Origin of the sequence: Pseudonocardia abyssalis (assembly GCF_019263705.2) — a bacterium.
Lineage (GTDB): Bacteria > Actinomycetota > Actinomycetes > Mycobacteriales > Pseudonocardiaceae > Pseudonocardia > Pseudonocardia abyssalis.
Genome location: NZ_JADQDK010000001.1, coordinates 3,528,366 through 3,550,702 on the forward strand (window position 1 = coordinate 3,528,366; position 22,337 = coordinate 3,550,702).

Annotated in this window: 17 protein-coding genes and 1 pseudogene; 7 read left to right on the forward strand and 11 right to left on the reverse strand. The window is 73.9% G+C overall.

What is annotated here, in order from left to right; genetic code table 11:
• Positions 1–498 precede the first annotated feature (498 nt).
• The 3 genes from I4I81_RS17085 to I4I81_RS17095 form a co-directional block, all read right to left on the reverse strand.
• The gene (locus I4I81_RS17085) at positions 499–4,173 is read right to left on the reverse strand and encodes an ABC transporter ATP-binding protein (protein WP_218616586.1); all 3,675 of its coding nucleotides are present in this window, start codon (positions 4,171–4,173) and stop codon (positions 499–501) included.
• A 94-nt stretch (positions 4,174–4,267) separates the two neighbouring features.
• Entirely contained in the window at positions 4,268–5,098 is an 831-nt protein-coding gene (locus I4I81_RS17090) for an ABC transporter permease (RefSeq protein ID WP_218616167.1), read from the reverse strand.
• The gene (locus tag I4I81_RS17095) at positions 5,095–6,009 is read right to left on the reverse strand and encodes an ATP-binding cassette domain-containing protein (RefSeq protein ID WP_226363419.1); all 915 of its coding nucleotides are present in this window, start codon (positions 6,007–6,009) and stop codon (positions 5,095–5,097) included. Before I4I81_RS17095 ends, I4I81_RS17090 begins: the two co-directional genes overlap by 4 nt.
• 110 nt (positions 6,010–6,119) lie before the next feature.
• On the opposite strand from I4I81_RS17095, the gene I4I81_RS17100 reads away from it, so the two are divergent.
• Positions 6,120–7,694 carry a long-chain-fatty-acid--CoA ligase gene (locus I4I81_RS17100; protein WP_218604642.1) on the forward strand — a complete coding sequence of 525 codons (1,575 nt, stop codon included), beginning with the start codon at positions 6,120–6,122 and terminating at the stop codon, positions 7,692–7,694.
• On the opposite strand, the gene I4I81_RS17105 is transcribed toward I4I81_RS17100, so the two are convergent.
• The 4 genes from I4I81_RS17105 to I4I81_RS17120 form a co-directional block, all read right to left on the reverse strand.
• Positions 7,695–8,141, reverse strand: coding sequence for a hypothetical protein (locus I4I81_RS17105; protein WP_218604643.1), 447 nt, complete (start codon positions 8,139–8,141; stop codon positions 7,695–7,697).
• A 211-nt stretch (positions 8,142–8,352) separates the two neighbouring features.
• On the reverse strand, positions 8,353–8,808 hold the full coding sequence (locus tag I4I81_RS17110) for an NUDIX domain-containing protein (protein ID WP_218604644.1): 456 nt from the start codon (positions 8,806–8,808) through the stop codon (positions 8,353–8,355).
• A gap of 27 nt (positions 8,809–8,835) precedes the next feature.
• The gene (locus tag I4I81_RS17115; protein WP_218604645.1) at positions 8,836–9,012 is read right to left on the reverse strand and encodes a hypothetical protein; all 177 of its coding nucleotides are present in this window, start codon (positions 9,010–9,012) and stop codon (positions 8,836–8,838) included.
• A complete protein-coding gene (locus tag I4I81_RS17120) occupies positions 9,009–9,605 on the reverse strand; it encodes a winged helix-turn-helix domain-containing protein (protein ID WP_218604646.1) in 597 nt (198 codons plus the stop codon). The genes I4I81_RS17115 and I4I81_RS17120 overlap by 4 nt, the downstream gene beginning before the upstream one ends.
• Before the next feature lie 75 nt (positions 9,606–9,680).
• Here I4I81_RS17120 and I4I81_RS17125 point away from each other — a divergent pair, with 75 nt between their 5' ends.
• The 3 genes from I4I81_RS17125 to I4I81_RS17135 all read left to right on the forward strand — a co-directional run bounded on the left by I4I81_RS17125 (position 9,681) and on the right by I4I81_RS17135 (position 12,437).
• Positions 9,681–10,517, forward strand: coding sequence for a DUF427 domain-containing protein (locus I4I81_RS17125; RefSeq protein ID WP_218604647.1), 837 nt, complete (start codon positions 9,681–9,683; stop codon positions 10,515–10,517).
• Between the two features lie 25 nt (positions 10,518–10,542).
• Entirely contained in the window at positions 10,543–11,574 is a 1,032-nt protein-coding gene (locus I4I81_RS17130) for an LLM class F420-dependent oxidoreductase (protein WP_218604648.1), read from the forward strand.
• Between the two features lie 89 nt (positions 11,575–11,663).
• The gene (locus tag I4I81_RS17135) at positions 11,664–12,437 is read left to right on the forward strand and encodes a hypothetical protein (protein WP_218604649.1); all 774 of its coding nucleotides are present in this window, start codon (positions 11,664–11,666) and stop codon (positions 12,435–12,437) included.
• 49 nt (positions 12,438–12,486) lie between these two features.
• Here the strand turns inward: I4I81_RS17135 and I4I81_RS17140 are convergent, their stop codons facing one another.
• Positions 12,487–12,945 carry a nuclear transport factor 2 family protein gene (locus tag I4I81_RS17140; protein ID WP_218604650.1) on the reverse strand — a complete coding sequence of 153 codons (459 nt, stop codon included), beginning with the start codon at positions 12,943–12,945 and terminating at the stop codon, positions 12,487–12,489.
• 221 nt (positions 12,946–13,166) lie between these two features.
• On the opposite strand from I4I81_RS17140, the gene I4I81_RS17145 reads away from it, so the two are divergent.
• The 3 genes and pseudogenes from I4I81_RS17145 to I4I81_RS31750 all read left to right on the forward strand — a co-directional run.
• Positions 13,167–16,895 carry a multifunctional oxoglutarate decarboxylase/oxoglutarate dehydrogenase thiamine pyrophosphate-binding subunit/dihydrolipoyllysine-residue succinyltransferase subunit gene (locus I4I81_RS17145; protein WP_225925724.1) on the forward strand — a complete coding sequence of 1,243 codons (3,729 nt, stop codon included), beginning with the start codon at positions 13,167–13,169 and terminating at the stop codon, positions 16,893–16,895.
• A gap of 2 nt (positions 16,896–16,897) precedes the next feature.
• Positions 16,898–17,077, forward strand: a complete 180-nt coding sequence (locus tag I4I81_RS17150; protein ID WP_218605756.1) for a DUF6104 family protein — start codon at positions 16,898–16,900, stop codon at positions 17,075–17,077.
• Between the two features lie 320 nt (positions 17,078–17,397).
• Positions 17,398–17,775: pseudogene (locus tag I4I81_RS31750) on the forward strand (C40 family peptidase); the annotation flags it as partial.
• 1,079 nt (positions 17,776–18,854) lie between these two features.
• On the opposite strand, the gene I4I81_RS17160 reads toward I4I81_RS31750, so the two are convergent.
• Genes I4I81_RS17160 through I4I81_RS17170 form a run of 3 tightly spaced genes read right to left on the reverse strand, consistent with a single transcriptional unit; the run spans position 18,855 to position 22,231 of the window.
• Positions 18,855–19,214: a hypothetical protein gene (locus I4I81_RS17160; protein ID WP_218616170.1), complete on the reverse strand. Its 360-nt coding sequence runs from the start codon at positions 19,212–19,214 to the stop codon at positions 18,855–18,857.
• Positions 19,211–21,958 (reverse strand): FtsK/SpoIIIE domain-containing protein, encoded by a 2,748-nt coding sequence (locus I4I81_RS17165; protein WP_218606088.1) that lies wholly within the window; start codon positions 21,956–21,958, stop codon positions 19,211–19,213. Before I4I81_RS17165 ends, I4I81_RS17160 begins: the two co-directional genes overlap by 4 nt.
• A gap of 12 nt (positions 21,959–21,970) precedes the next feature.
• Positions 21,971–22,231 (reverse strand): hypothetical protein, encoded by a 261-nt coding sequence (locus tag I4I81_RS17170; RefSeq protein ID WP_141277932.1) that lies wholly within the window; start codon positions 22,229–22,231, stop codon positions 21,971–21,973.
• Positions 22,232–22,337 lie beyond the last annotated feature (106 nt).

The following is a 22,337-nucleotide window of genomic DNA, read 5'->3' on the forward strand; positions in this document are numbered from 1 at the left end:
GCCCCCGCCCTGCCCGGCAGCGCGACCCCGGCCCGATGGCAGGGCCTAGGTCATGATCACCGTCTCGGAACCGGTCGCAGGCCCCGGCCCGATGGTCGTTCCGAGACGACGATCATGGAGTTCGGGCCGCAGCGTTCTCCCCGGGTGATCACCGTTCCGGAACGACCGACGGGCCGGGGACCGCGACCGGTTCCGAGACGGTGATCATGGCGGGGCCCTCCCGGCTGCGGGTCGTCCCGGCACGTGCAGGGCCACGGGCGACTCACGGGCCCGTCCTCAGCTCCCGGGCCGATCAGCCGCCCGACCCGGCGACCCCGCGGTCCACAGGCGGCGACCGGCGGTCGACGGGCGGCGACTCGCGGGCGCGGAACCAGCGACTCGCGGTCGCGGAACCAGCGACTCGCGGTCGCGGAACCAGCGACTCGCGGGCTGAATCGCAGCGACTCGCGGGAAGGGAGGCGGGGCTCGCGGGCGGGGGAACCGGGGGACGTGCGGGGGTCAGGCGGCGGGTTCCAGTTCCCCCGCCTGCCACAGGCGGGCGTAGGGGCCGCCCGCCGCGAGCAGCTCGGCGTGCGGGCCCTCCTCCACGATCCGGCCGCCCTCCAGCACCACGATCCGGTCGGCGCGGGCCGCGGTGGCGAGGCGGTGGGCCACCACGAACGCGGTGCGCCGGGACACCACCCGGTCCCCCGCGGCGAGCACGGCGGCCTCGGTGGCGGGGTCGAGGGCGGCGGTGGCCTCGTCGAACAGGAGCAGGTCGGGGTCGACCAGCTCGGCCCGGGCCAGCGCGATGAGCTGTCGCTGCCCGGCGGAGAGTCCCTGGCCGCGCTCCCCGACCGGGTGCCGGAAGCCGCCGGACAGGGTGCGCACCAGGTCCAGCGCCCCGACCGCGCGCGCCGCCGCCTCGATCTCCGCAGGCGTCGCCGACGGGCGGCCGTAGGCGATGTTCGCGGCGACGTCGCCGGTGAACAGGTGCGGCTCCTGCGGCACGATCCCGAGCCGGTGCCGGTAGTCGGCGAGGGCGAAGCGCCGCACGTCGACGCCGTCGACCAGCACCGCGCCCGACCCGGCCTCGTAGAACCGGGCCAGCAGCTTCACCATCGTCGACTTCCCCGCCCCCGTCGCGCCGACGAGCGCGACCGTCTCCCCGGGCGCGACGCGCAGCGACACGTGGTCCAGGGCAGGGGCGGGAGCGCCGGGGTAGGCGAAGCAGAGGTCGCGCAGCTCCACGTCGCCGCGCAGCCGGGCGGGCACCGGGACCGGGTCGACGGCGGGGGCCTCCGAGGTCGGGGTGCGCAGCAGGTCGGAGATCCGGGTCAGTCCGACGCGCGCCTGCTGGTAGGCGTCGAACACCTGCGAGAGCTGCTGCACCGGGGCGAAGAACAGGCCCAGGTAGAGCAGGAACGCGGTGAGCACGCCCGGGGTGAGGTCGCCGCCCGCCACCCGCGCGGCCCCGACGCCGAGTACCGCGACCTGCGAGACGTCCGAGAGCAGCGCGACGAACGGGAAGTAGGTCGCGATGTAGCGCTGGGCCCGCATCCGGGTGCGGCGGTAGGCCTCGCTGCGGTCGGAGAAGGCGGCGGCACTGCGCTCCTCCCGGACGTAGGCCTGCGCGATCCGCACCCCCGAGACGTTCTCCTGCATGTCGGCGTTGACCGCGCCGACCTTCTCCCGCGCCTCCGCGTACGCCCGCGACGACAGCCGCCGGAAGATCACCGTCGCGACGACGAGCACCGGCAGCACCGCCAGCGCGACGACGGCGAGCGCGGCGTCGGTGAGCAGCAGGGCCACGGCCACCCCGACGACGGTGAGCAGGCTGACCACGGCCTGCGCGAGCCCGGTCTGCAGGAACACCGACAGCGCGTCGACGTCGGTGGTCATCCGCGTCATGATCCGCCCGGAGACCTCACGCTCGTAGAAGTCGAGCCCGAGCCGCTGCAGGTGCGCGTAGCTGCGCACCCGCAGCAGGTAGAGCAGGCTCTCCCCGGCCCGCGCGGTGGTGACGGTCTGCAGCGCGACGACGAGCCAGCCCACCGCCACCACCCCGACGCCGAGCAGGGTGGCGGTCCACAGCGTCGCGGTGGAGCCCGCGGTGATCCCGCCGTCGACCGCCAGGCGCGCGACGGTCGGGAACGCGAGCGTGGTGAGGGCGTCGACCGAGACGAGCCCGATCGTCGCCACGATCAGCCAGCGCACCGGCCGCAGCAGCTTGCCCAGCCGGAAGCCGGGGTCGGGCGCGGTGGGTTCCTCGTCGCCAAGGCGCGGCTTCTCGGTGGCGGGCGGGAGCGCGGCGACGGCCGCGGCCAGCGCCGCGGTGACGGGCATCGCCCCGGCCATCGCCGACGGCCCCCCGACCCCCGACGGCCGCCCGGTCGGGACCCCCGAGGCGGCGACCGCGGCCCGCAGCGCCGCGTCCGACCCGGGGACGGTCTCGGGCGCGGGCCACAGCTCCGGCGTGGTCCCGCCCGGCCCGGTCGACGCCGAGACCGGCGCCGGGGCGTCGTCGACGGCGAGCAGCTCGCGGAACAGCGGGCAGCGGGCCGTCAGCTCGGCCTCGGTGCCGACGTCGACGACCTTGCCCGCGTCGAGCACGGCGATGCGGTCGGCGAGGGCGAGGGTGGAGCGGCGGTGCGCGACGAGCAGGGTCGTGCGCCCGGCCGTCAGCGTGCGCAGGGTGTCGTGGATGGCGGCCTCGGTGGCGCTGTCGACGGCCGAGGTGGCGTCGTCGAGCACGAGGACGCGCGGGTCGGTGAGCACGGCCCTGGCGAGCGCGATCCGCTGGCGCTGCCCGCCGGACAGGGTGAGCCCGCGCTCGCCGACCATCGTGGCGTAGCCGTCGGGCAGGCGTTCGACGAACTCGTGGACCTGCGCCGCGTCCGCCGCCGCGCGGACCTCCTCGTCGGAGGCGTCCGGGCAGCCGTAGGCGATGTTGGCGCGCACGGTGTCGGAGAACAGGAACGCCTCCTCGAACACCACGCCGAGCTCGCGGCGCAGGTCGGCGAGCCGCAGGTCGGGCAGCGGCACGCCGCCGAGCCGCAGCGACCCCTCCTGCGGGTCGTAGAAGCGCGGGAGCAGCAGCGCCACCGTCGACTTGCCGGAGCCCGCGGTGCCGACGAGCGCGAGCGTCTCCCCCGGCGCGACGGTCAGCGAGACCCCGTCGAGGACGGGTTCCCTGCGGGAGTAGCCGAACCGCACGCCGTCGAGCTCCACCGACAACGGCCCGTCCGGCAGCGTCGCGGGAACGGGCGGGTCGGTGACGTCGGGCTGCGAGTCGACCAGGTCGTACACCCGCTCGACGCCCGCCCGCGCGAGCTGCGCGCTCACGACGAGCGACCCGAGCAGCCGCGCGGGGCCGACGAGCCCGGCCACGTAGGTGGTGAACGCGAGGAAGGTGCCCAGCGTGATCGAGCCGGTCAGCGCGAGGTACCCGCCGAGCCCGATGACGCCGACCTGGCCGAGCGTGGGCAGCGCGAGCAGCGTGGGGTTGAGCCGCGCGGTGAGGCGGGCGGCGCGCAGCCGCTCGGCGTAGAGCGTGCGGGCGCGACCCTCCAGCGCCCCGACCTCGCGGGCCTCCTGCCCGAACCCCTTCACCACGCGGACGCCGGTGACGGTCTCCTCCACCTGCTGCGCGACGTCGGCCGCGCGCTGCTGCGCCGACCACGTCGCGGGGAACAGCGACGCCCGCGCCCGCGCGGTGACGAACCCGGCGACCGGCAGCAGGACCACCGCGACGAGCGTGAGCAGCGGCGAGAGCCACAGCATCGCCGCCATCGACGCGACGACGAGCACCACCGAGCCCAGCGCGAGCGGCACCATCGACAGCAGCGACTGCACGAGCTGCAGGTCGGTGATGGAGCGCGACACGACCTGCCCGGTGCGCATCGCGTCCTGGCGCTGCCCGTCGAGGCGCTGGACCGCGGCGAACACCTGGCGGCGCAGGTCGTGCTGCACGTCGAGCGCGAGGCGCCCGGCGAGGAACCGGCGCAGGAACGACGCCGCGAACCGCACGAGCGCGAGCGCACCGATCGCCACGACCACGGTGCCGAGCACGGCCGTGGACCCGGCCACGGCGTCGTCGACGGCGACGCGCGTCAGGAGCGGCCCGACCGCCTCCAGGCTGACGCCGAGGGCGGACGCGACGAGCGCGCCGATCGCGACGCCGCGGTGGCGCATGCAGGCGCCGGTGAGCCGGCGGATCCAGCCGGTGGGGGGAGCGTTCTCGGGCACCCGACCACGCTACGTCCCGGCCCCGGCTCGCGCCCCGCCGTCAGGTCACGTCCCGCCGTGCACCGAGCCACCCGCCCAGCACCCCCGCCACCGCCGTCCACCCGCCGAGGATCAGCAGCCCGCCCCACCACGGCGGCGGCCCGGACACCCCGGCCGCGAGCCCGAGCAGGTCGGCGCCGTCGGCGGGGCCGACGAGCACCCGCGCCGGCACGTCGTAGAGCGCCACCTCTCCCGCGTTGACCGGCAGGTACGCGCTGATCCCGGCCACCGCGGGTGAGTCGTTCGCGGTGAGCAGCAGCGACAGCAGGGGTTCCCCGAGCAGGACGTAGACCAGCAGCAGCACGAGCACGGTGACCTGGTTGGTCAGCACGGTGCCCAGCGCCGCGCCGAAGGCCCCCCACAGCGCGCACACCGCCGCCCCGATCCCGACGACGCCGAGCAGCGCGCCCGCCTCGGGGAACTGCGTGCTCTCCTGCCCGATCAGCCCGCCGACGACGCCCACCACCGCCGTCGTCGCCGCGTAGACGACGCCGACCCCGGCCGCCACCAGCATCTTCGCGGCGAGCACGGCCCCGCGGCCGGGTGCGGTGAGGTAGGTCGTGGTGATCGTCCGGTGCCGGAACTCCCCCGCCGTCGCGATCGCCCCGTGCACGCCGGAGAACGTGGCCGTCAGCGCGAGGGAGTAGGCCAGCGAGGCGAGCAGCAGCGGGAGCCGGTCCTCGGCGTCGGGGCCCGCGCCCAGCGCGAGGGTGAACACCCCGCCGAACAGGTTGACCAGCAGCGCCAGCGCGGCGATCGGGACCAGCAGGCCCCACCACAGCCGCGTGGACGTCGTCTTGCGGAACTCCGAGCGGAGCAGCGACGCGATCACCGGGCACCCGCCGTCAGGCCGAAGTAGAGCTGCTCGAGATCGACGCGCTCGGCCTCCAGGCCGTGCACCGCGACGCCCGCGGCCAGCGCGACGTCCCCGACGCGCGCGGGGTCGGCCCCGGTGACGGCGAGCCGGCCGTCGCGCCGCGACTCGATCTCGCCGAGCCCCGCCTTCGTCAGCGCCTCGGCCAACCGGCCGGGGTCCGGGCAGGCGACCAGCACCCGCGGGCGGCCGCGCAGCCGGGCGAGCGGGCCCTGGTGCACGCACCGCCCCCGGCTGATCACGACGACGTGGTCGACGGTCTGCTCCACCTCGGCGAGCACGTGGCTCGACACCAGCACGGTGCGCCCCTGCGCCGCGAACCCGCGGACGAACGCGCGCAGCCAGGCGATGCCCTCCGGGTCGAGGCCGTTGGCCGGTTCGTCGAGGACGAGCACCTGCGGGTCGCCGAGCAGTGCGGTGGCCAGCGCGAGCCGCTGCTTCATGCCCAGGGAGAACCCGCCGACCGGCCGGGTCGCCGCCGTGTCGAGGCCGACGGCCGTCAGCACGTGCCCGACCGCGACGTCCGGCACCCGGATCGCCGCCGCGCACGCCGCGAGGTGCGCCCGCGCGCTGCGCGCCGGGTGGAATCCCTGCGCCTCCAGCACCGCCCCGACGACCCGCGCCGGGTAGGGCAGCTCCCCGAAGCGCAGCCCGTTGACCCGCGCCTCCCCCGCGGTCGGCGTGACGAGGCCGAGCAGCATCCGCAGCGTCGTGGTCTTGCCGGAACCGTTGGGGCCCAGGAAGCCGGTGACGGTGCCGCGCTCCACCGCGAAACTCAGGTCCTCGACGGCGCTCACCGGGCCGAAGCGCTTCGTCAGCCCGTGCACGGTGATCCGCCCGCTGCCGTCGTCCCCCCGCAGAGAAGTCACGGCCACGATCCTGCCGCACCCACCCGCGCGGCGGACGCTTCTCCCCCGATGTCCGAATCAGTAGGCTCCCGCACGCTCGCGGGTGTGCCGCGGGCCACAGGGAGGACCGCATGACGACGCTCGATCTCTCGACCGGGGCCGCCGACTTCACCGCGATCGTGGGCCACTGGGAGACCGTGCGCCCCGATGCGCCCGCCATCACCTACGACGGCACGACGCGCACCTGGGCGGAGTTCGCCCGGCGGATCCGGCAGAACGCCGCGGCCCAGCGCGCGGCCGGCCTGCGGCCCGGCGACCGCGTCGCCGTCCTCGACCTCAACCACCCCTCGTGCCTCGAGCTGACGCTCGCCTGCGCGCAGGTCGGCACGGCCAACGCGGTGGTCAACTTCCGGCTCGCCCCGCCGGAGATCGTGTACGTCGTCAACGACTCGAAGGCCCGGATCCTGTTCGTCGGCCCGGAGTTCGCGGGTGCGGTCGCGCAGGTCCGCGACAAGCTGCCCGCGGTGGAGCAGGTGATCCACGTCGGCGGGGACGGCGACGAGTACGAGGCCTGGATCGCCACGCGCGATCCCGACCCCGAGGTGCACCCGTCGGAGCCCGGCGACTGCTTCGTGCAGCTCTACACCTCGGGCACCACCGGCTTCCCCAAGGGCGCGATGCTGACCCACAGCGGGATGGCCGCCCACTCGACGAACGTGATGGCCGACTTCGCGGTCGACGGCGACTCGCGCGTGCAGGTCGCGATGCCGCTGTTCCACGTCGGCGGCACGAGCTACGCGCTGCTCGCGATCACCGCGGGCGCGCACATCCACATGATGCGGCTGCCCGACCCGGCCGCCGCGCTGGAGATGCTGGAGCGCGAACGGATCACCCACACCTTCTACGTGCCCGCGCTGATGGGCGCGATGCTGCAGGTACCCGGCGCCGCCGACCGCGACTACTCGTCGGTGAAGGCGCTGTCCTACGGCGCATCGCCGATGCCGCTGCCCGTCATGCGCGGCTGCCTGAAGCTCTTCCCGAACGTCATGCACCAGGTCTACGGCATGACCGAGGAGTGCGGCGTCGTCAGCTCGCTGGGCCCGGCGGACCACTCCGACCCGGCCTCCGAGCACCGCCTGATCTCCGCGGGCACGCCGATCCACGGCGTCGAGATCGAGATCCGCGACCCCGCCACCGGCGACGCCGTGCCGACCGGGGAGCCCGGCGAGATCTGGGTCCGCTCGGCGCAGGTGATGGGCGGGTACTGGGGCAAGCCCGACGCCACCGCCGCCGCGATCACCGAGGACGGCTGGCTGCGCTCCGGCGACGGCGGGCACGTCGACGCCGACGGCTACGTCTACGTCACCGACCGGATCAAGGACATGATCATCAGCGGCGGGGAGAACATCTACCCCGCCGAGATCGAGCGGGTGCTGGCCGAGCACCCGAGCGTCGGCGACGTCGCGGTGATCGGCGTCCCCGACGAGCGCTGGGGCGAGACGCCCAAGGCGATCGTCGTGGCAGCGCCGGGTGCGGAGATCGACGAAGCGGCGCTGCTGGCCTGGTGCCGCGAGCATCTGGCGTCGTTCAAGTGCCCCAAGTCCGTCGACGTGCTCGACGAACTCCCGCGCAACCCCACCGGCAAGATCCTCAAGAAGGACCTGCGCAAGCCGTACTGGGAGGGCAAGGAGCGCCAGGTCGTCTGATCAGGGCACCAGGTCCCACTCGACGACCAACACCCGCGGGTGCTCGCGGTCGATGCGGACCGGCAGTGTGAGGCCGGGCCGGATCGACACGACGTAGTGGATCGGCACCAGCACGCAGTGCTCGCGGGCGGTGCCGTCGGTCGTCACGGTCAGCTTCATGACGGGGTGGGCGCCGATGCTGCTCGACGTCGTCCGCACCCGCGTGATCACGGCCCCCGTCGGCCGTCCGTGCGCCGCCACCTCGGCCAGCACGGACGGGCGGCCGAACATCCGGGCCTGGATCAGCGTCCACACCACGCCCTGGATCCCCGTGACGAGCGTGATGATCCCGAGCACCATCGCCGTGACGCCGGCGCCGAGCAGGAGCAGTGCCACGAAGGCGGCCGTCCCGGAGACGGCCGCCGCGATCAGGAACGCTCGTCCGATGCGGCCGAACGTCGTCGACATGGCGGCCATCGTAGAGGTCGTGACGGATCAGGTCGGCCGCCTTCGGTCGGCGAGACGCTGCCGCGGATCGCGGCCACCGTCACCGAGACCGTCGGCGTCGAGGACTCCCCGACCCCGTGGGACGTGCAGACCGAGGTCGTCGGCCGCGTGCGGGGCCGCTCCGCCGATGCCGCCGAACGGGTCGACGGCCGCCCCACAGCCGCACCGGCCCCTACCGGAACCCGAACGCCGTGATCACCGGGAGGTCGCCGGCGGCCAGCCCGTCGAGCACGTGCTTCTCGTGCGGCACGACCGGGTCGGGCAGCGCGTCGAGGGCGTACCAGCGCAACCCCGCGCTCTTGTCGGGCTCCATCGTCCGGGGCTCACCGCTCCAGCGGCGGCAGGTGAAGAAGAAGTCGACGCGCTCGTCGATCCCGCGGCCGTTGCCGTGGGTGCGGTGCATCGTGGTGAGCGGGACGAGATCGGCCTCGTCGACGGTCACCCCGACCTCCTCCGCCGCCTCCCGGCAGGCGGCGGCGTGCACGGTCTCCCCCGCCTCGACGTGGCCCGCGGCGGCGGCCGCCCAGAACCCGTCGCGGTAGCCGGTGCCCTCGCGCAACTGCAGCAGCACGCGCGCGTCGGCGTCGATCAGCAGCACGTACGCGGCAGGAACCACCCGAAACCCCACGGGCGGCGACCCTACCCGCGAGCGGGATCAGGGTTCGAGCAGTGCGCGCGGCCAGGTCTCGACTCGGGGGCGGCTCGCCCACCAGAGCCGTGCGTAGAGGCGCAGGGCCCGCCGCCGCCGGAACGAGCGGGCCGGCCGGAGCTGCGCCGCCTCGGCGAGCAGCTCGTCGTGCCGCAGGTGGCCGTACAGGTGGTGCGGGTTCACGGTGTCTCCTGCCGGTCGTCGGATCGGGCGCGGACCAGGCGGCCGCTGAGCAGCAGCCGCACCAGCCGGGCGCCGTCGGGGCGCGCGGCCGGGTCGTCGTCTCGGGCGCGGTACGCGGCGACCAGCTCGTCGAAGCCGGCCTGCAGGGCGACGAGCTCGTCGGGCGTGCAGTACAGGGCGCGGCCGGACATCCCGGCCGCCTCCTGCCACTGCGCCGACTCCCGCGACGCGCGACGCACCCAGTCCTTGATCTGGCCCACCTCGTGGTCGAGGAACACCTCGCTGAGCGTCTCCGCCGCCATCGCCGCGTCGGGTTCGAGGTCCGCGGCCCGCCAGCTCTGGTCGCGGCGGGTCAGCCGCCACGGCTTCTCCCGGCCGTCGCCGCCCTCCGCGGGCTCCACGAACCCGTACTTGGCCAGCATCCCCAGGTGGTAGGAGCAGCTCGCGACGCTCTCGCCGCTGTACTCCGCGCACCGCGTGGCGGTGGCCGTCCGCTCCGCCCCGAGCAGCTCGATGATCGTCCAGCGCGTCGGGTGCGACAGCGCCCGCAGCGCCTTCGGGTCGGTGATGTAGCTGCGCGCGTCCTCGGTCATGTCACGCAACATATCTTGCGCAATGTTCATTGCGCAAGACTTCTTGAACATTGCGGAACGGAGGACGCTCGATCCATGGCGACCCGACTGGCGGACCACTTCTCGACGGTGCTCGACACGCTGCGCATCGAGCCCACCCCGGTGCGGCTGCGAGGTCTCGCCGCCGGCGCCCCCGCCGTCGACACCACCGCGGCGCTGCTCGTCTGGGAGCCGGGACGGGTCGTGCCCCAGTACGCGGTGCCCGAGTCCGACCTCCTCGCCGACCTGCTCCCCGCCGACCCGGACGCCGGACCGCGGTACGGGCCCGGCCCGCAGCCGCTCGGACCCGACGGGGTCGCCGTGCTCACCCCCGCCACCGGGTTCGGCGTGCACTCCGCGGACGGCGAACCCCTCACCCTGCGCATCGGGGGCAGCGAGCGGATCGGGGCGGCGTTCCGGCCCACCGACCCCGACCTCGCCGGGTACGTGATCGTCGACTTCGCGGCACTGGACTGGCTCGAGGAGGAGGAGCCGGTCGTCTCGCACCCCCGGGACCCCTTCCACCGCGTCGACGCCCGGCGCAGCGGCCGCCGCGTCCGCATCGAGCTCGACGGGCACGTGCTGGCCGAGAGCGACCGGCCGACGCTGGTGACCGAGACCGGCCTCCCCGTGCGCTGGTACCTGCCACCCGCCGACGTCGACACGACGCGGCTGCGGCCGAGCGACACCGTCACCGCGTGCGCGTACAAGGGCGTCGCGAGCTACCTGTCGGTGACGCTGCCCGGCCGGTCCGCCGACGACCTCGCGTGGACCTACCCCCGCCCGCTGCGTGACGCGGAGGCCCTGACCGACCTCGTCTCGTTCTTCACCGAGCACGTCGACGTGACGGTCGACGAGGTGCGCACCGTGCGACCCGTGTCACCGTGGTCGTGAGTTGACCCGTCGGTAACATCGCCACATGCTGCTGTCGACTCAACTCCAGTACGGCGACGACCCGATCAACAACGCCGAGGCGGTGGTCGGTCTGGAGAAGGCGGGGCTCGACGTCGTCTGGGTCGCCGAGGCCTACAGCTTCGACGCCGTCTCCCTGATGGGCTACCTCGCGGCGCGCACCGAGCGCATCCAGATCGGCGCCGGGATCCTGCCGATCTACAGCCGCACGCCGACCCTCACCGCGATGACGGCGGCCGGTCTGGACGCGCTGTCCAACGGGCGCGCGATCCTCGGGCTCGGCGCGTCCGGCCCGCAGGTCATCGAGGGCTTCCACGGCGTGCCCTACGACAAGCCGCTGGCCCGTACCCGCGAGATCGTCGAGATCTGCCGGCAGGTGTGGCGTCGCGAGAAGGTCCAGCACCAGGGGCTCTACACGATCCCGCTGCCCGAGGGCCAGGGCACGGGACTGGGCAAGCCGCTCAAGCTGATCAACCACCCGAAGCGCGCCGACATCCCGATCTGGATCGCCGCGCTGGGCGACAAGAACGTCGAGCTGACGGCGGAGATCGCGCAGGGCTGGCTCCCGCACGTCGTGCTCCCGGAGCGGATGCGCGAGACGTTCGGCGCCGCCCTCGACGCGGGCACCGCCAAGCGCGCGCCCGAGCTCGGCCCGCTGCAGATCACCGGCGGCGGCATCCTCGCGATCGAGGACGACATGATGGACGGCGCCCGGCAGATCCACCGGCACATGAGCGCGCTCTACCTCGGTGGGATGGGGGCGCGCGGCAAGAACTTCTACAACACCGTCTTCCAGCGGCAGGGCTACGTCGACGAGGCGAAGGTCGTGCAGGACCTCTACCTCGACGGCAAGAAGGAGGAGGCCGCGGCGTCGCTGCCCGAGGAGTTCCTCAACCACACCTCACTCGTCGGACCGCCCTCGTTCGTCAAGGAGCGCATCGCCGCCCTGCGTGAGGCCGGCGTGACGCACCTGCACGTCAACCCGATCAGCTCGGACCCGCAGAAGGTGTTGTCGCAGGTGAAGGAGTGGCTGCAGTAGGTGACAGGGGGGCCGTGTCAGTGACGTCGGGTGACCGGATCACACTCTGTGGTGTACCGGCCCTCGTCACCGACCCGCGGGAGCGTGCGTTGCTCGACCTCGTCATCGCCACGTCCGACGATCCGATCGAGCCGGACCAGTACCGCTTCGTCGCGACGGACGCGTGGTGGCTGGGCAGCTTCGGCGGGCACCAGCACCTGACCGAGCACCGCCTGCGCACCTGGATCCCGGCCCGGCCCGAGCGCGACTGGCTGCTCGACCGCTCCCTGACCGGGCGCCAGCGCTGGCTCACCGGCTCGCTGGACGAGGCGAAGAAGGACGGGTTCGAGCTGCACGACGTCGCACCGGTCGGGCTGTTCCGGGCGCCGTTCGGCGAGTTCCACCGCGAACGCGAGGGCCGCTGCGTCGAGCCCGCCGAGCGCCGCCGCGGCAGCTGGCAGGTCCCGACGCCGCAGTTCCTCGAGCGCCTGCCCCGCGACCCGGCCGCGCTGCTGGAGCGGCTGGAGTCCGACCACCCCGGCCGCTGGGCCGCCCCGTTCAGCGGCGCGGTCGACGCCCTGCGCACCTGCCTGGTGCCCGCCGAGCTCCGCGCCCCGCTGTACCGGGCGCTCACCGGCCTGCCCGGCGTCACCGTGGAGGACCACACCGCCGCCTACGACGGCCGCGAGTGCGTCGTGCTCGTCCACGACGCCGGACGCACCCGCACCGAGCTGATGATCGACATCGCCGACGGCCAGTTCGCCGGCGAGCGCGACACCACCCGCGTCGACTCCCGCTGCGAGCTCCCCGTCGACACCCTCATCGGCGAGACGGCCGTGCACACCGCCGTGGTCGGCGAGCTGGGCGAGCACCCCGTCCACTGACGGGCCGTGCGCGGAGATCCTCGCCCCGGCCACCGATTCCGGGCACGACCTACCGCACGGGCTGCTCCGCTCCACCGCGCTCGTCGTCGGGGCGACGACCGTGGATGCGTCGCTCCGACTCCTCGATCGCCACGTCGTTGATGCTGGCCTCGCGACGGCGCATGTAGCCCTCGTCGTCGAACTCCCACAGTTCGTTGCCGTAGGAGCGCCACCACTGCCCGTCCGCGTCGCGGCACTCGTACTGGAAGCGCACCGCGATCCTGTTGCCGTCGAAGGCCCAGAGGTCCTTGCGCAGGGCGTAGTCGAGCTCGCGGTCCCACTTCCCGCGCAGGAAGTCGGCGATCTCCGCGCGGCCGGTGACGAACCGGTCGCGGTTGCGCCAGACCGAGTCCTCGCTGTACGCGGCGGCGACGTTCTCCGGGTCGCGGGTGTTCCAGGCGTCCTCGGCGGCCTGGACCTTCCTCGCAGCACTCTCGGCGTCGAACGGGGGCAGCGGCGGGCGGGACATCGGCGACTCCTCGCGTCGGATCGGGTTCGCGTCGATCATCGCAGCGGGTGACGTGTGACCGACGTCCGTCCGCCGCGATACCCCGGCTTCACGGCGGGGACTAACCTGGCACGAAGTCCCGGCGAAGACGCGATCCGATCAAGGCGGTCCTCAGCGTGTCCAGCAGCAGTACCTCGAACCCAGCCAGCGATTTCGGCCCCAACGAATGGCTGGTCGAGGAGATGTACCAGCGCTTCCTCGACGACCCCGCCACGGTCGACCCGGCATGGCACGAGTTCTTCGCCGACTACCGTCCCGGGGACGGCACACCCACCAACGGCGCGGTCGCCCCGCCGTCGACGCCCCCCGGCCCGGCCCCGACGCCCACCGCGGAGCCCGCAGAGCCCACCGAGGAACGCCGCACGGCCGACCGCGCCGCGATGACGCCCACCGCCGCGAACGACTCCGCACCGAAGGCCGCCGAGCAGGCCGCCGCGGAGAAGAAGCCCGCCGCGAAGGCCGCGGAGCAGAAGCCGGAGCCGAAGGCCGCCGCGACCAAGCCGGCCGCGGGTACCTCGTCGCAGGCCGCGAAGCCCGCCGCCCCGATCGACGGCGAGGGCGAGACGATCCCGATCCGCGGCGCCGCCAACGCCGTCGTCAAGAACATGAACGCCTCGCTCGCCGTCCCCACGGCCACGAGCGTGCGCGCGGTGCCGGCGAAGCTGCTCGCCGACAACCGGGTCGTCATCAACAACCAGCTCAAGCGCACGCGCGGCGGCAAGATCAGCTTCACGCACCTGATCGGCTTCGCGGTGGTCAAGGCACTCGCCGACTTCCCGACGATGAACCGGCACTTCGTCGAGACCGACGGCAAGCCCACCGTGGTGCAGCCCGAGCACGTCAACCTCGGCCTCGCGATCGACCTGCCCGGCAAGGGCGGCCAGCGCTCGCTCGTCGTCGTGTCGATCAAGGGCTGCGAGGCGATGAACTTCGCCCAGTTCTGGTCGGCCTACGAGGCGATCGTGCACAAGGCCCGCAGCGGCGGCCTGACCGGTGAGGACTTCGCCGGCACCACGATCTCCCTGACCAACCCCGGCACGCTGGGCACCAACCACTCGGTGCCGCGGCTGATGCAGGGCCAGGGCACGATCGTCGGCGTCGGCGCGATGGAGTACCCGGCGGAGTTCCAGGGCGCCAGCGACGAGCGGCTCGCCCAGATCGGCATCAGCAAGATCATCACGCTGACGTCGACGTACGACCACCGGATCATCCAGGGCGCCGAGTCCGGCGACTTCCTGCGCCGCATCCACGCCCTGCTGCTCGGCGGCGAGGGCTTCTACGACGACATCTTCCGTGCACTGCGGGTGCCCTACGAGCCCGTCCGCTGGGTGCAGGACCTGCCCGACGACGCCGTCGACAAGACCGCGCGCGTCATCGAGCTGATCGACGCCTACCGCACCCGCGGCCACCTGATGGCCGACACCGACCCGCTGAACTACCGCCAGCGCCGCCACCCCGACCTCGACGTCCTGAGCCACGGCCTCACGCTCTGGGACCTCGACCGCGAGTTCGCCTGCGGCGGGTTCGGCGGCAAGGAGCGGATGAAGCTGCGCGACGTGCTGGGCCTGCTGCGCGACTCCTACTGCCGCACCGTCGGCACCGAGTACATGCACATCGCCGACCCCGAGCAGCGCACCTGGTTGCAGGAGCGGATCGAGGTGCCGCACCAGAAGCCGCACGCCGCCGAGCAGAAGTACATCCTCTCGAAGCTCAACGCGGCCGAGGCGTTCGAGACGTTCCTGCAGACCAAGTACGTCGGGCAGAAGCGGTTCTCCCTGGAGGGCGGCGAGACCGTCATCCCGCTGCTCGACGCCGTGCTCGACAAGGCCGCCGAGCACGAGCTCGACGAGGTCGTCGTCGGCATGCCGCACCGCGGCCGGCTCAACGTGCTCGCCAACATCGTCGGCAAGCCGATCAGCCAGATCTTCCGCGAGTTCGAGGGCAACCTCGACCCCGGCCAGGCCCACGGCTCCGGCGACGTGAAGTACCACCTGGGTGCCGAGGGCAAGTACTTCCGGATGTTCGGCGACGGCGAGACCGTGGTGTCGCTGGCGTCCAACCCGTCCCACCTCGAGGCCGTCGACCCGGTCCTGGAGGGCCTGGTCCGCGCGAAGCAGGACGTGCTCGACAAGGGCGAGGGCGGCTTCACCGTCCTGCCGCTGATGATGCACGGCGACGCGGCGTTCGCCGGTCAGGGCGTGGTCGCCGAGACGCTCAACCTCGCGAAGCTGCGTGGCTACCGCACCGGCGGCACCGTGCACGTCGTCGTCAACAACCAGGTCGGGTTCACCACCGCCCCGGAGCACTCGCGGTCCTCGCAGTACTGCACCGACGTGGCGAAGATGATCGACGCGCCGGTCTTCCACGTGAACGGCGACGACCCCGAGGCGTGCGTCTGGGTGGCGAAGCTGGCCGTGGAGTACCGCGAGCGCTGGCACAACGACGTCGTCATCGACATGATCTGCTACCGCCGCCGCGGCCACAACGAGGGCGACGACCCGTCGATGACGCAGCCCGCGATGTACGACGTGATCGACGCCAAGCGCAGCGTCCGCAAGATCTACACCGAGTCGCTGATCGGCCGCGGCGACATCTCCATGGAGGAGGCCGAGCACGCGCTCAAGGACTTCTCCAACCAGCTCGAGCACGTGTTCAACGAGGTCCGCGAGCTGGAGAAGACCCCGGCCGTCGCGTCGCCGTCGGTGGAGGAGGAGCAGTCCATCCCCACCGACCTCGACACCTCGATCCCGCTGGAGGTGCTGCACCGCATCGGCGATGCGCACGTCGAGCTGCCCGAGGGCTTCTCCGTGCACCAGCGCGTCCGGCCGGTGCTGGAGAAGCGGCTCAAGATGTCGCGCGAGGGCGACATCGACTGGGCCTTCGCCGAGCTGATCGCCATGGGCGCGCTGGTGATGGACGGCAAGCTCGTGCGGCTGTCCGGCCAGGACACCCGGCGCGGCACGTTCGTGCAGCGGCACTCCGTGGTGATCGACCGCAAGACCGGCGAGGAGTACTACCCGCTCCGCAACCTGTCCAAGGACCAGGAGCGCTTCCTGCCGTATGACTCGGCGCTCTCGGAGTTCGCGGCCGTCGGGTTCGAGTACGGCTACTCGGTGGCCAACCCGGCCGCGTTCGTGGCCTGGGAGGCGCAGTTCGGCGACTTCGTCAACGGCGCGCAGTCGATCATCGACGAGTTCATCTCCTCCGGTGAGGCGAAGTGGGGCCAGACCTCCGACGTCGCGCTGCTGCTGCCGCACGGCCTGGAGGGCCAGGGCCCCGACCACTCCTCCGGGCGCATCGAGCGCTTCCTCACGCTGTGCGCGGAGGGCTCGATGACGGTCGCCGTGCCGTCTGAGCCCGCCAACTACTTCCACCTGCTGCGCCGCCACGCCATGGACGGCATGCAGCGCCCGCTGATCTGCTTCACGCCGAAGTCGATGCTGCGCAACCGCGCGGTCGTCAGCCCGGTCTCCGACTTCACCGGCGGCCGGTTCCGCTCCGTCATCGACGACCCCCGCTACCGGGAGAACGACGGCGTCGCGGGCGACGTCCGGCGCGTGCTGCTGTGCACCGGCAAGATCTACTGGGAGCTGGCGGCGCAGCGCGAGAAGCGGGGCGTCGACGGTGTGGCGCTGGTGCGCATCGAGCAGCTCTACCCCGTTCCCGACCGGCAGCTCGCCGCCGTGCTCGACCGCTACCCCAACGCCGAGGACGTGCGCTGGGTGCAGGAGGAGCCGGCCAACCAGGGCGCGTGGCCGTTCCTCGGGCTCGTGCTGCCGGAGAAGCTGCCACGGCTCGTCGGCATCAGGCGCGTCTCGCGTCGCCGGATGGCCGCGCCCGCCGCGGGATCGTCGAAGGTCCACGAGGTCGAGCAGAACGCCATCATCGACGAGGCGTACCGGGACCTGTAGCCGTGTACTCCACCGACCGCGGCATCGAGGAGCTCGCGCAGCGCCGGGAGGGCGAGTCGGTCAGCATCGAGTGGCTGGCCGACCGCCTCCAGGCGTTCGTCGACCTCAACCCCGCCTTCGAGGACGCCGTCGAGCGCCTCTCCACGTTCCTGGCCCGCGACGACGACGGGGCCGACGACTAGACGGTCACCTCTGGTCATCGCCCCGCCCGCGGGGCACGATCATGGGGATGGTCACCGGGTCGCACGTCCTTCGCCGCCTCGCGGCGGGGTGCGCGATCGGCGCCGCCGTGGTCGGCGGGACGGCGGCGTCGGCGATCGTGGTCCCCGTCGCCACCCCGCCGGTCGACGCCCTACCGGTCCCGCGTGTTGCGCGGCCCGCGGACGTCGCGTCGATCCGGATCAACCCGGTCGCCTTCCGGCTGGCGGGCGCACCGGTGGTGGTCCCCGCGGTTCCGGCCGCGGCCCCCATCCCGGCCCCCCTGGTGACCACGACGGCCCGGCCGGGCACCGCGGCCGCCCGCGCGATCGGGTTCGCCCTCGCCCAGCGCGGCCTGCCGTACGTGTGGGGCGGCGACGGGCCGCAGCGCGGCGACGCCGGCTTCGACTGCTCCGGGCTCACCACCGCCGCGTACTCCGCCGCCGGGATCGACCTCCCCCGCACCGCGCACACGCAGTACTACGCCGGGCCGCACGTGCCTGACGACGCCCCGCTCGAACCCGGCGACCTGGTCTTCTACGGCGTGCCGGAGCGCGTGCACCACGTCGGGCTCTACCTGGGCGACGGACGGATGGTGAACGCCCCGACCTTCGGCAGGCCCGTCCGGCTCGCCTACGTGCGCTACGACGGCGACGACTACCTCGGCGCCACCCGTCCCGCCGCCGGCATCGACGCCCCCGGCCTCCTGTCCACCCCCGACCTGCCCGTCGTGGTCCCGCCCGTCCCGGCCCCGGACGTCCCGCCCGCGCCGGAGGAGTTCGCCGCCCCGGAGGCGCCGGCCACCGACCCCCCCGTCGTGGCGTCGGTGGAGATCGCCCCGGCTCCCGGGACCCCGCCACCCGGCACGGCACCGCCACCCGGCACGGCACCGCCACCCGGCACCTCGCCGCCATCCGGATCCCCGGCCCCGACCGAGCGGCCGAGCGCTGGTGCCCCGACGGTCGGCATGTCGGAATCACCCACCACCGGACCCGTGCCGCTCACCGGCGCGCCTCCGCCCGTCGAGCCCACCGGCCCGACCGGTACCGCGGCCCCCACCATCTCGGCGCCCGAGCCGTCGGCACCCACCACCGCACGGCCCGTCCCGGACCCGCCGCGTCCGGCCACCCTCGCCCTCCACGACGGGTCCGAACTGTCACTGGCCCCCGCGGAGCGCGGCGCCGACGACCTCCCGGTCCCGCCGACCGCACCGGGCACGGGCGCGCTGATCTGGAGCCCGGCGCAGACCGACCGGCCCGCACGGGCGACCGTGGCCCTGCACCCCGACGCGAGCACCGCGACCCTGACCGTCGGAGCCCCGGTCAGCCTGCTGGCCGCGGACGGCACCGCCACCGATCTGACGATCCGCTCCGTCGACACCCTCGATGCCGCCCGCGCGACCGCGCGTGCCGCGGTGCGCGGGGAGACGGTCCGCGTGGTCCTCCTGCGCACCGACCCGTCCAGCGGAGACGTGCTGGTCGTCGTCGCGGAGTAGCGCACCCGTGATCGTCACCCGGCGCCCTGGCCTCAGGGGGCCCGCCCGTGATCGCCACGAACCACACCGATCTCCATGGAGCGGGACCGCGGCCCCACCAGCCTTCGCCCCGGGGCCCCGCGGCTCGCACCCGTTCCCGGGCGTGAGGGCAGCGACTCGCGGGCCGCGGAACAGCGACTCGCGGGCGGGAAACCAGCGACTCGCGGGCCGCGGAACAGCGACTCGCGGGGGTGGGGTCAGCAGGGGCGGGGTCAGCGGGGGCGGGGTCAGCGGGGGCGGAGACCGAAGCGGCGGCGACGGGTCGTCTCCTGCAGCACGTCCGCGCACCTCGCGACCTCGGCGTCGAGAGCGTCCAGGCGGGCCGGGTCGACGTCGGGGGTCGGGGCGGGCGGGGGGCGCAGCGTCAGCCAGGACTCCTGCCACAGCCGCTCCAGCGCGGTCTCCCAGTGCAGTGCCACGACCAGGCGGGTGAGCCCGGCACGGCCCGCGGCCTCGGTCATCGCGTCGTGCTCCACCACCCGCCGGTACCCGAGCGCCGTGGCCCGCTCGGCGTCCCGCTCGCGCAGCTCCGCCGCGGCCCCGCTGAGTCCCTCGACGACGGCCTTGTACTCGCGCGCGGCGCTCACGGCTCCTCCAGCGACGGCACGATGACGACCTCCGGGCGGGAGTGCTGGGCGCGGTCGTAGAACAGGCCGCGACCCGGTCGGGGCGACCAGCTCAACATCATCCCCGGAGCGAGCAGCCCGAGCTCGCTGCCCTGGACGTCGAGCCCGACCCAGGCCCCCACGTCGTCGGTGGCCGCGCTGATCGAGAGCAGGGCGCGCAGCCGCGCGACGCTGCGCCACCAGCCCAGCACGTGCACGCCGGTCTCCGGGCCCGAGCGCAGCACGCGGCGCAGTGCGTCGGTTCCCTCGCGCTCCAGCACGGGATCGGCGGCGTCGGCGCCGTACAGCACGAGGAGCACCGGGCGCCGCGGGCCGCCGGCGAGCCGCGCCACCACGTCGGCGGCCAGCGCCTCGATCCGGGAGCGCACGCCGTCGAGCGCGACGATCTCGGCCGTGTGCCCGGCCGCGGCGAACCGGGCGACGAGCGCGTCCGCGGAGGCCAGCAGCGGGACCACCACCAGGTCGACGGACCCGGGCGGGTACTGCCCGGCCAGCGACCCGGCCGCCGCCCCGAGCACCCGCACCGCGTCCTCGGCATCGGCCCCGAGCACGGCCACGTTGCGGCCCGGGGTGTCGGCGAGCACAGCCGTCGCCGGGCGCCCGCCCACGTCGATGCACTGCCCGAGCAGCGCCCGCGGCGGACCGCCGGTGCCCATGAGCCCGATCAGGTCGGTGACGCCGGGGGCACGGCTGCCGTCGAAGAGCACCGGCTCCGACCGGCCCTCGTGGTACCGCTCGTGCAGCTCCCGCTGCACGACGTCGGTGGTGCCGCGCGCGGTGGCGTCCGGGATGCGCACCACCTCGTTGCCGTGCCGCACCCCCGAGTCGTGGTTGACGACGGCGTGCCAGCGGGGAAGGTCCATCGCGGCCTCGTTGAGCTCGCCGAGCACGCGCCGGGCGCGGGGCAGCGCGATGCGCAGGACGAACTGCTCGAAGACCGCGGGCCGCCCCCAGAACGCCTCGATCCCGGACACGTCCTGGCTCGCCAGCACGAGGTGGATGCCCTGGCTGCGCCCCCGCCGGGCGACGTCCTCGAGCAGCGCGGTGGCCTTCTTCGTGACGTCGTCGCGCTCGGAGAACAGCAGCTGGAACTCGTCGATGACGGCGACGATCCGCGGCCACCGCCCGTCCGGGTCGGCGCCGCGCAGCTCCTCGAGCTTGGTGACCTCGTGGTCCTTCGCCGCCTCCGACCGGCGGCGCATCTCGTCGGAGAGGAACTGCAGCAGCGCGAGACCGAACTCGCGGTCGGTGTTGATGTTGACGCCGACCAGCCGGGCGTGCGGGAGCCAGGTCGTGTCCCGGCGCCCGCGTGTGAACTGCGCGAACGAGACACCCTCCTTGAAGTCGAGGAGGTAGAACTCCAGCTCGTCGGGGCCGTACCGGGCGGCCATCGAGCTGATCATCGTGAGCAGCAGGTTGGTCTTGCCGGTGCCGCTGGGGCCGCCGATGAGCGCGTGCGGCGACTCGTCGGCGAGCACGGCGTCGTGCGGCATCCCGTCGGCGAACCCGATCGGCGCGCGCAGGCCGGTGATCGACTTCTCGCGGCCCCACCGCCCCGGGGCGGGCAACAGGTCGGCGAACGCGCGGGCGTGGCCGTGCTCGTGGGCGTCGGCGATGACGTCCGCCGCGTGCTTGACGGCGCCGCGGCCCAGCGGCGGGTCCAGCCGGACGACGACGTGCTCCCCCGTCATCGACGTCGTCGCCGCGCCGCCGTCGTGCAGGCGCACGGTCTCGTGCGGGGCCTGGATCGTGACCGGCACGTCGACCAGGACCAGCGTGACACCGGACGCGAGCCCGCCCCGGGAGATGCGCTGCACCTGCCAGTGGTCCTCGTCGGCGAGCGGGCGCCCGTCGCCGACCAGGACGGTGACGATCCACGGCTTGACCCGCGTGCCGGTGGCGGCGACGTGCGCGGCGAGCGTCGGGTGGCCGTCGATGAGCAGGCGGGTGTGCACGCGCCGGATCCGGTCCGAGAGCTCCTCGAGCAGGTGGGAGAGCCGTCCCGGGTCGTGGACGGTGAGCAGCCCGCTGCGGGTGAGCGGGTAGAGCCCGGGCACGACGCCGGTGAACTGGCCGACGTCCCACACGTGCAGCCGCACCAGCCCCGGCGTGAAGTGGCTGACCAGCCGCATCAGCAGCGACTCGACGAGCGACTCCGCGTGCGCGCGCCCGTCACCGGTGGAGGTGATCTGCAGGTGCGACTCGTCGAGCAGCGGCACCCCGACCGGCCACGTGACGGGCCGGTGCAGGGACTTGCCGGGCGGGCGGGAGGCGGAGCCGATGCGCCCCGTCCCGATCCGCCACAGGCCCGGTACCTCGTCGATCCCGTCGGCCTTGCCGACCTCGCCCAGCCAGCGGTCCGGGTCGAGCCCGGCGGCGAACGGGGCGGCGCGCTCCATGAGCTCGGTCAGCGCGGCGGGTCCGGTGCGCAGCCACGGGTCGAACGCCGCGGCCCGGTCGGCCTCGACGCGCGCGACGACGTCGGCGAGCTGCGGGTTGGCCAGCGGGACGGCGAGCGCCGGGTCGTCGCGGGCGTCGTCGAGGCCCTCGGTGCGCAACCACGTCTCGACGATCGTCTCGGCGTGCGCGCGCACCGCGGCGTCCTGCAGCCCGTCGGCCGCGCCGAGCGCCGCGGCCATCGCGCCGTGGAACTCCTCGAAGGCCTCGCTGATCCGCTGCTTGCGGCCGGCCCGCCCACCCACCATGAAGAACGGACCTCAGATGTTGGTCGCGTAGCCCTGCGCGGTCTGCGTCGCGGCCGTGACGGTGTGCTGCACCTCGACGATGTCCGACATCGCCTTCGACAGCATCGCGATCGCGTCGTGCGCGGTGTCCTGCGCGCTGGCCTCCGCCGTCTGCACCGTCGCCGCGCGGGCGTCGGCCAGCACGTCGTGGGCCTGCTGCAGGTGCCCGAGGCTCTGCAGCGCGATCTCGGCGGCGCGCGCCATGCTGGCCCGCACCTCGTCGACGCTCGCCATGACGATCCCCTCCCGTACCCGGAACTCCGCGCGGACCTTAGCGTCCAGTGCACCGCACACCCGGCCGCCCCGCCACCCCGGCCGCCAGCAGTGGTCCCGGTCACTC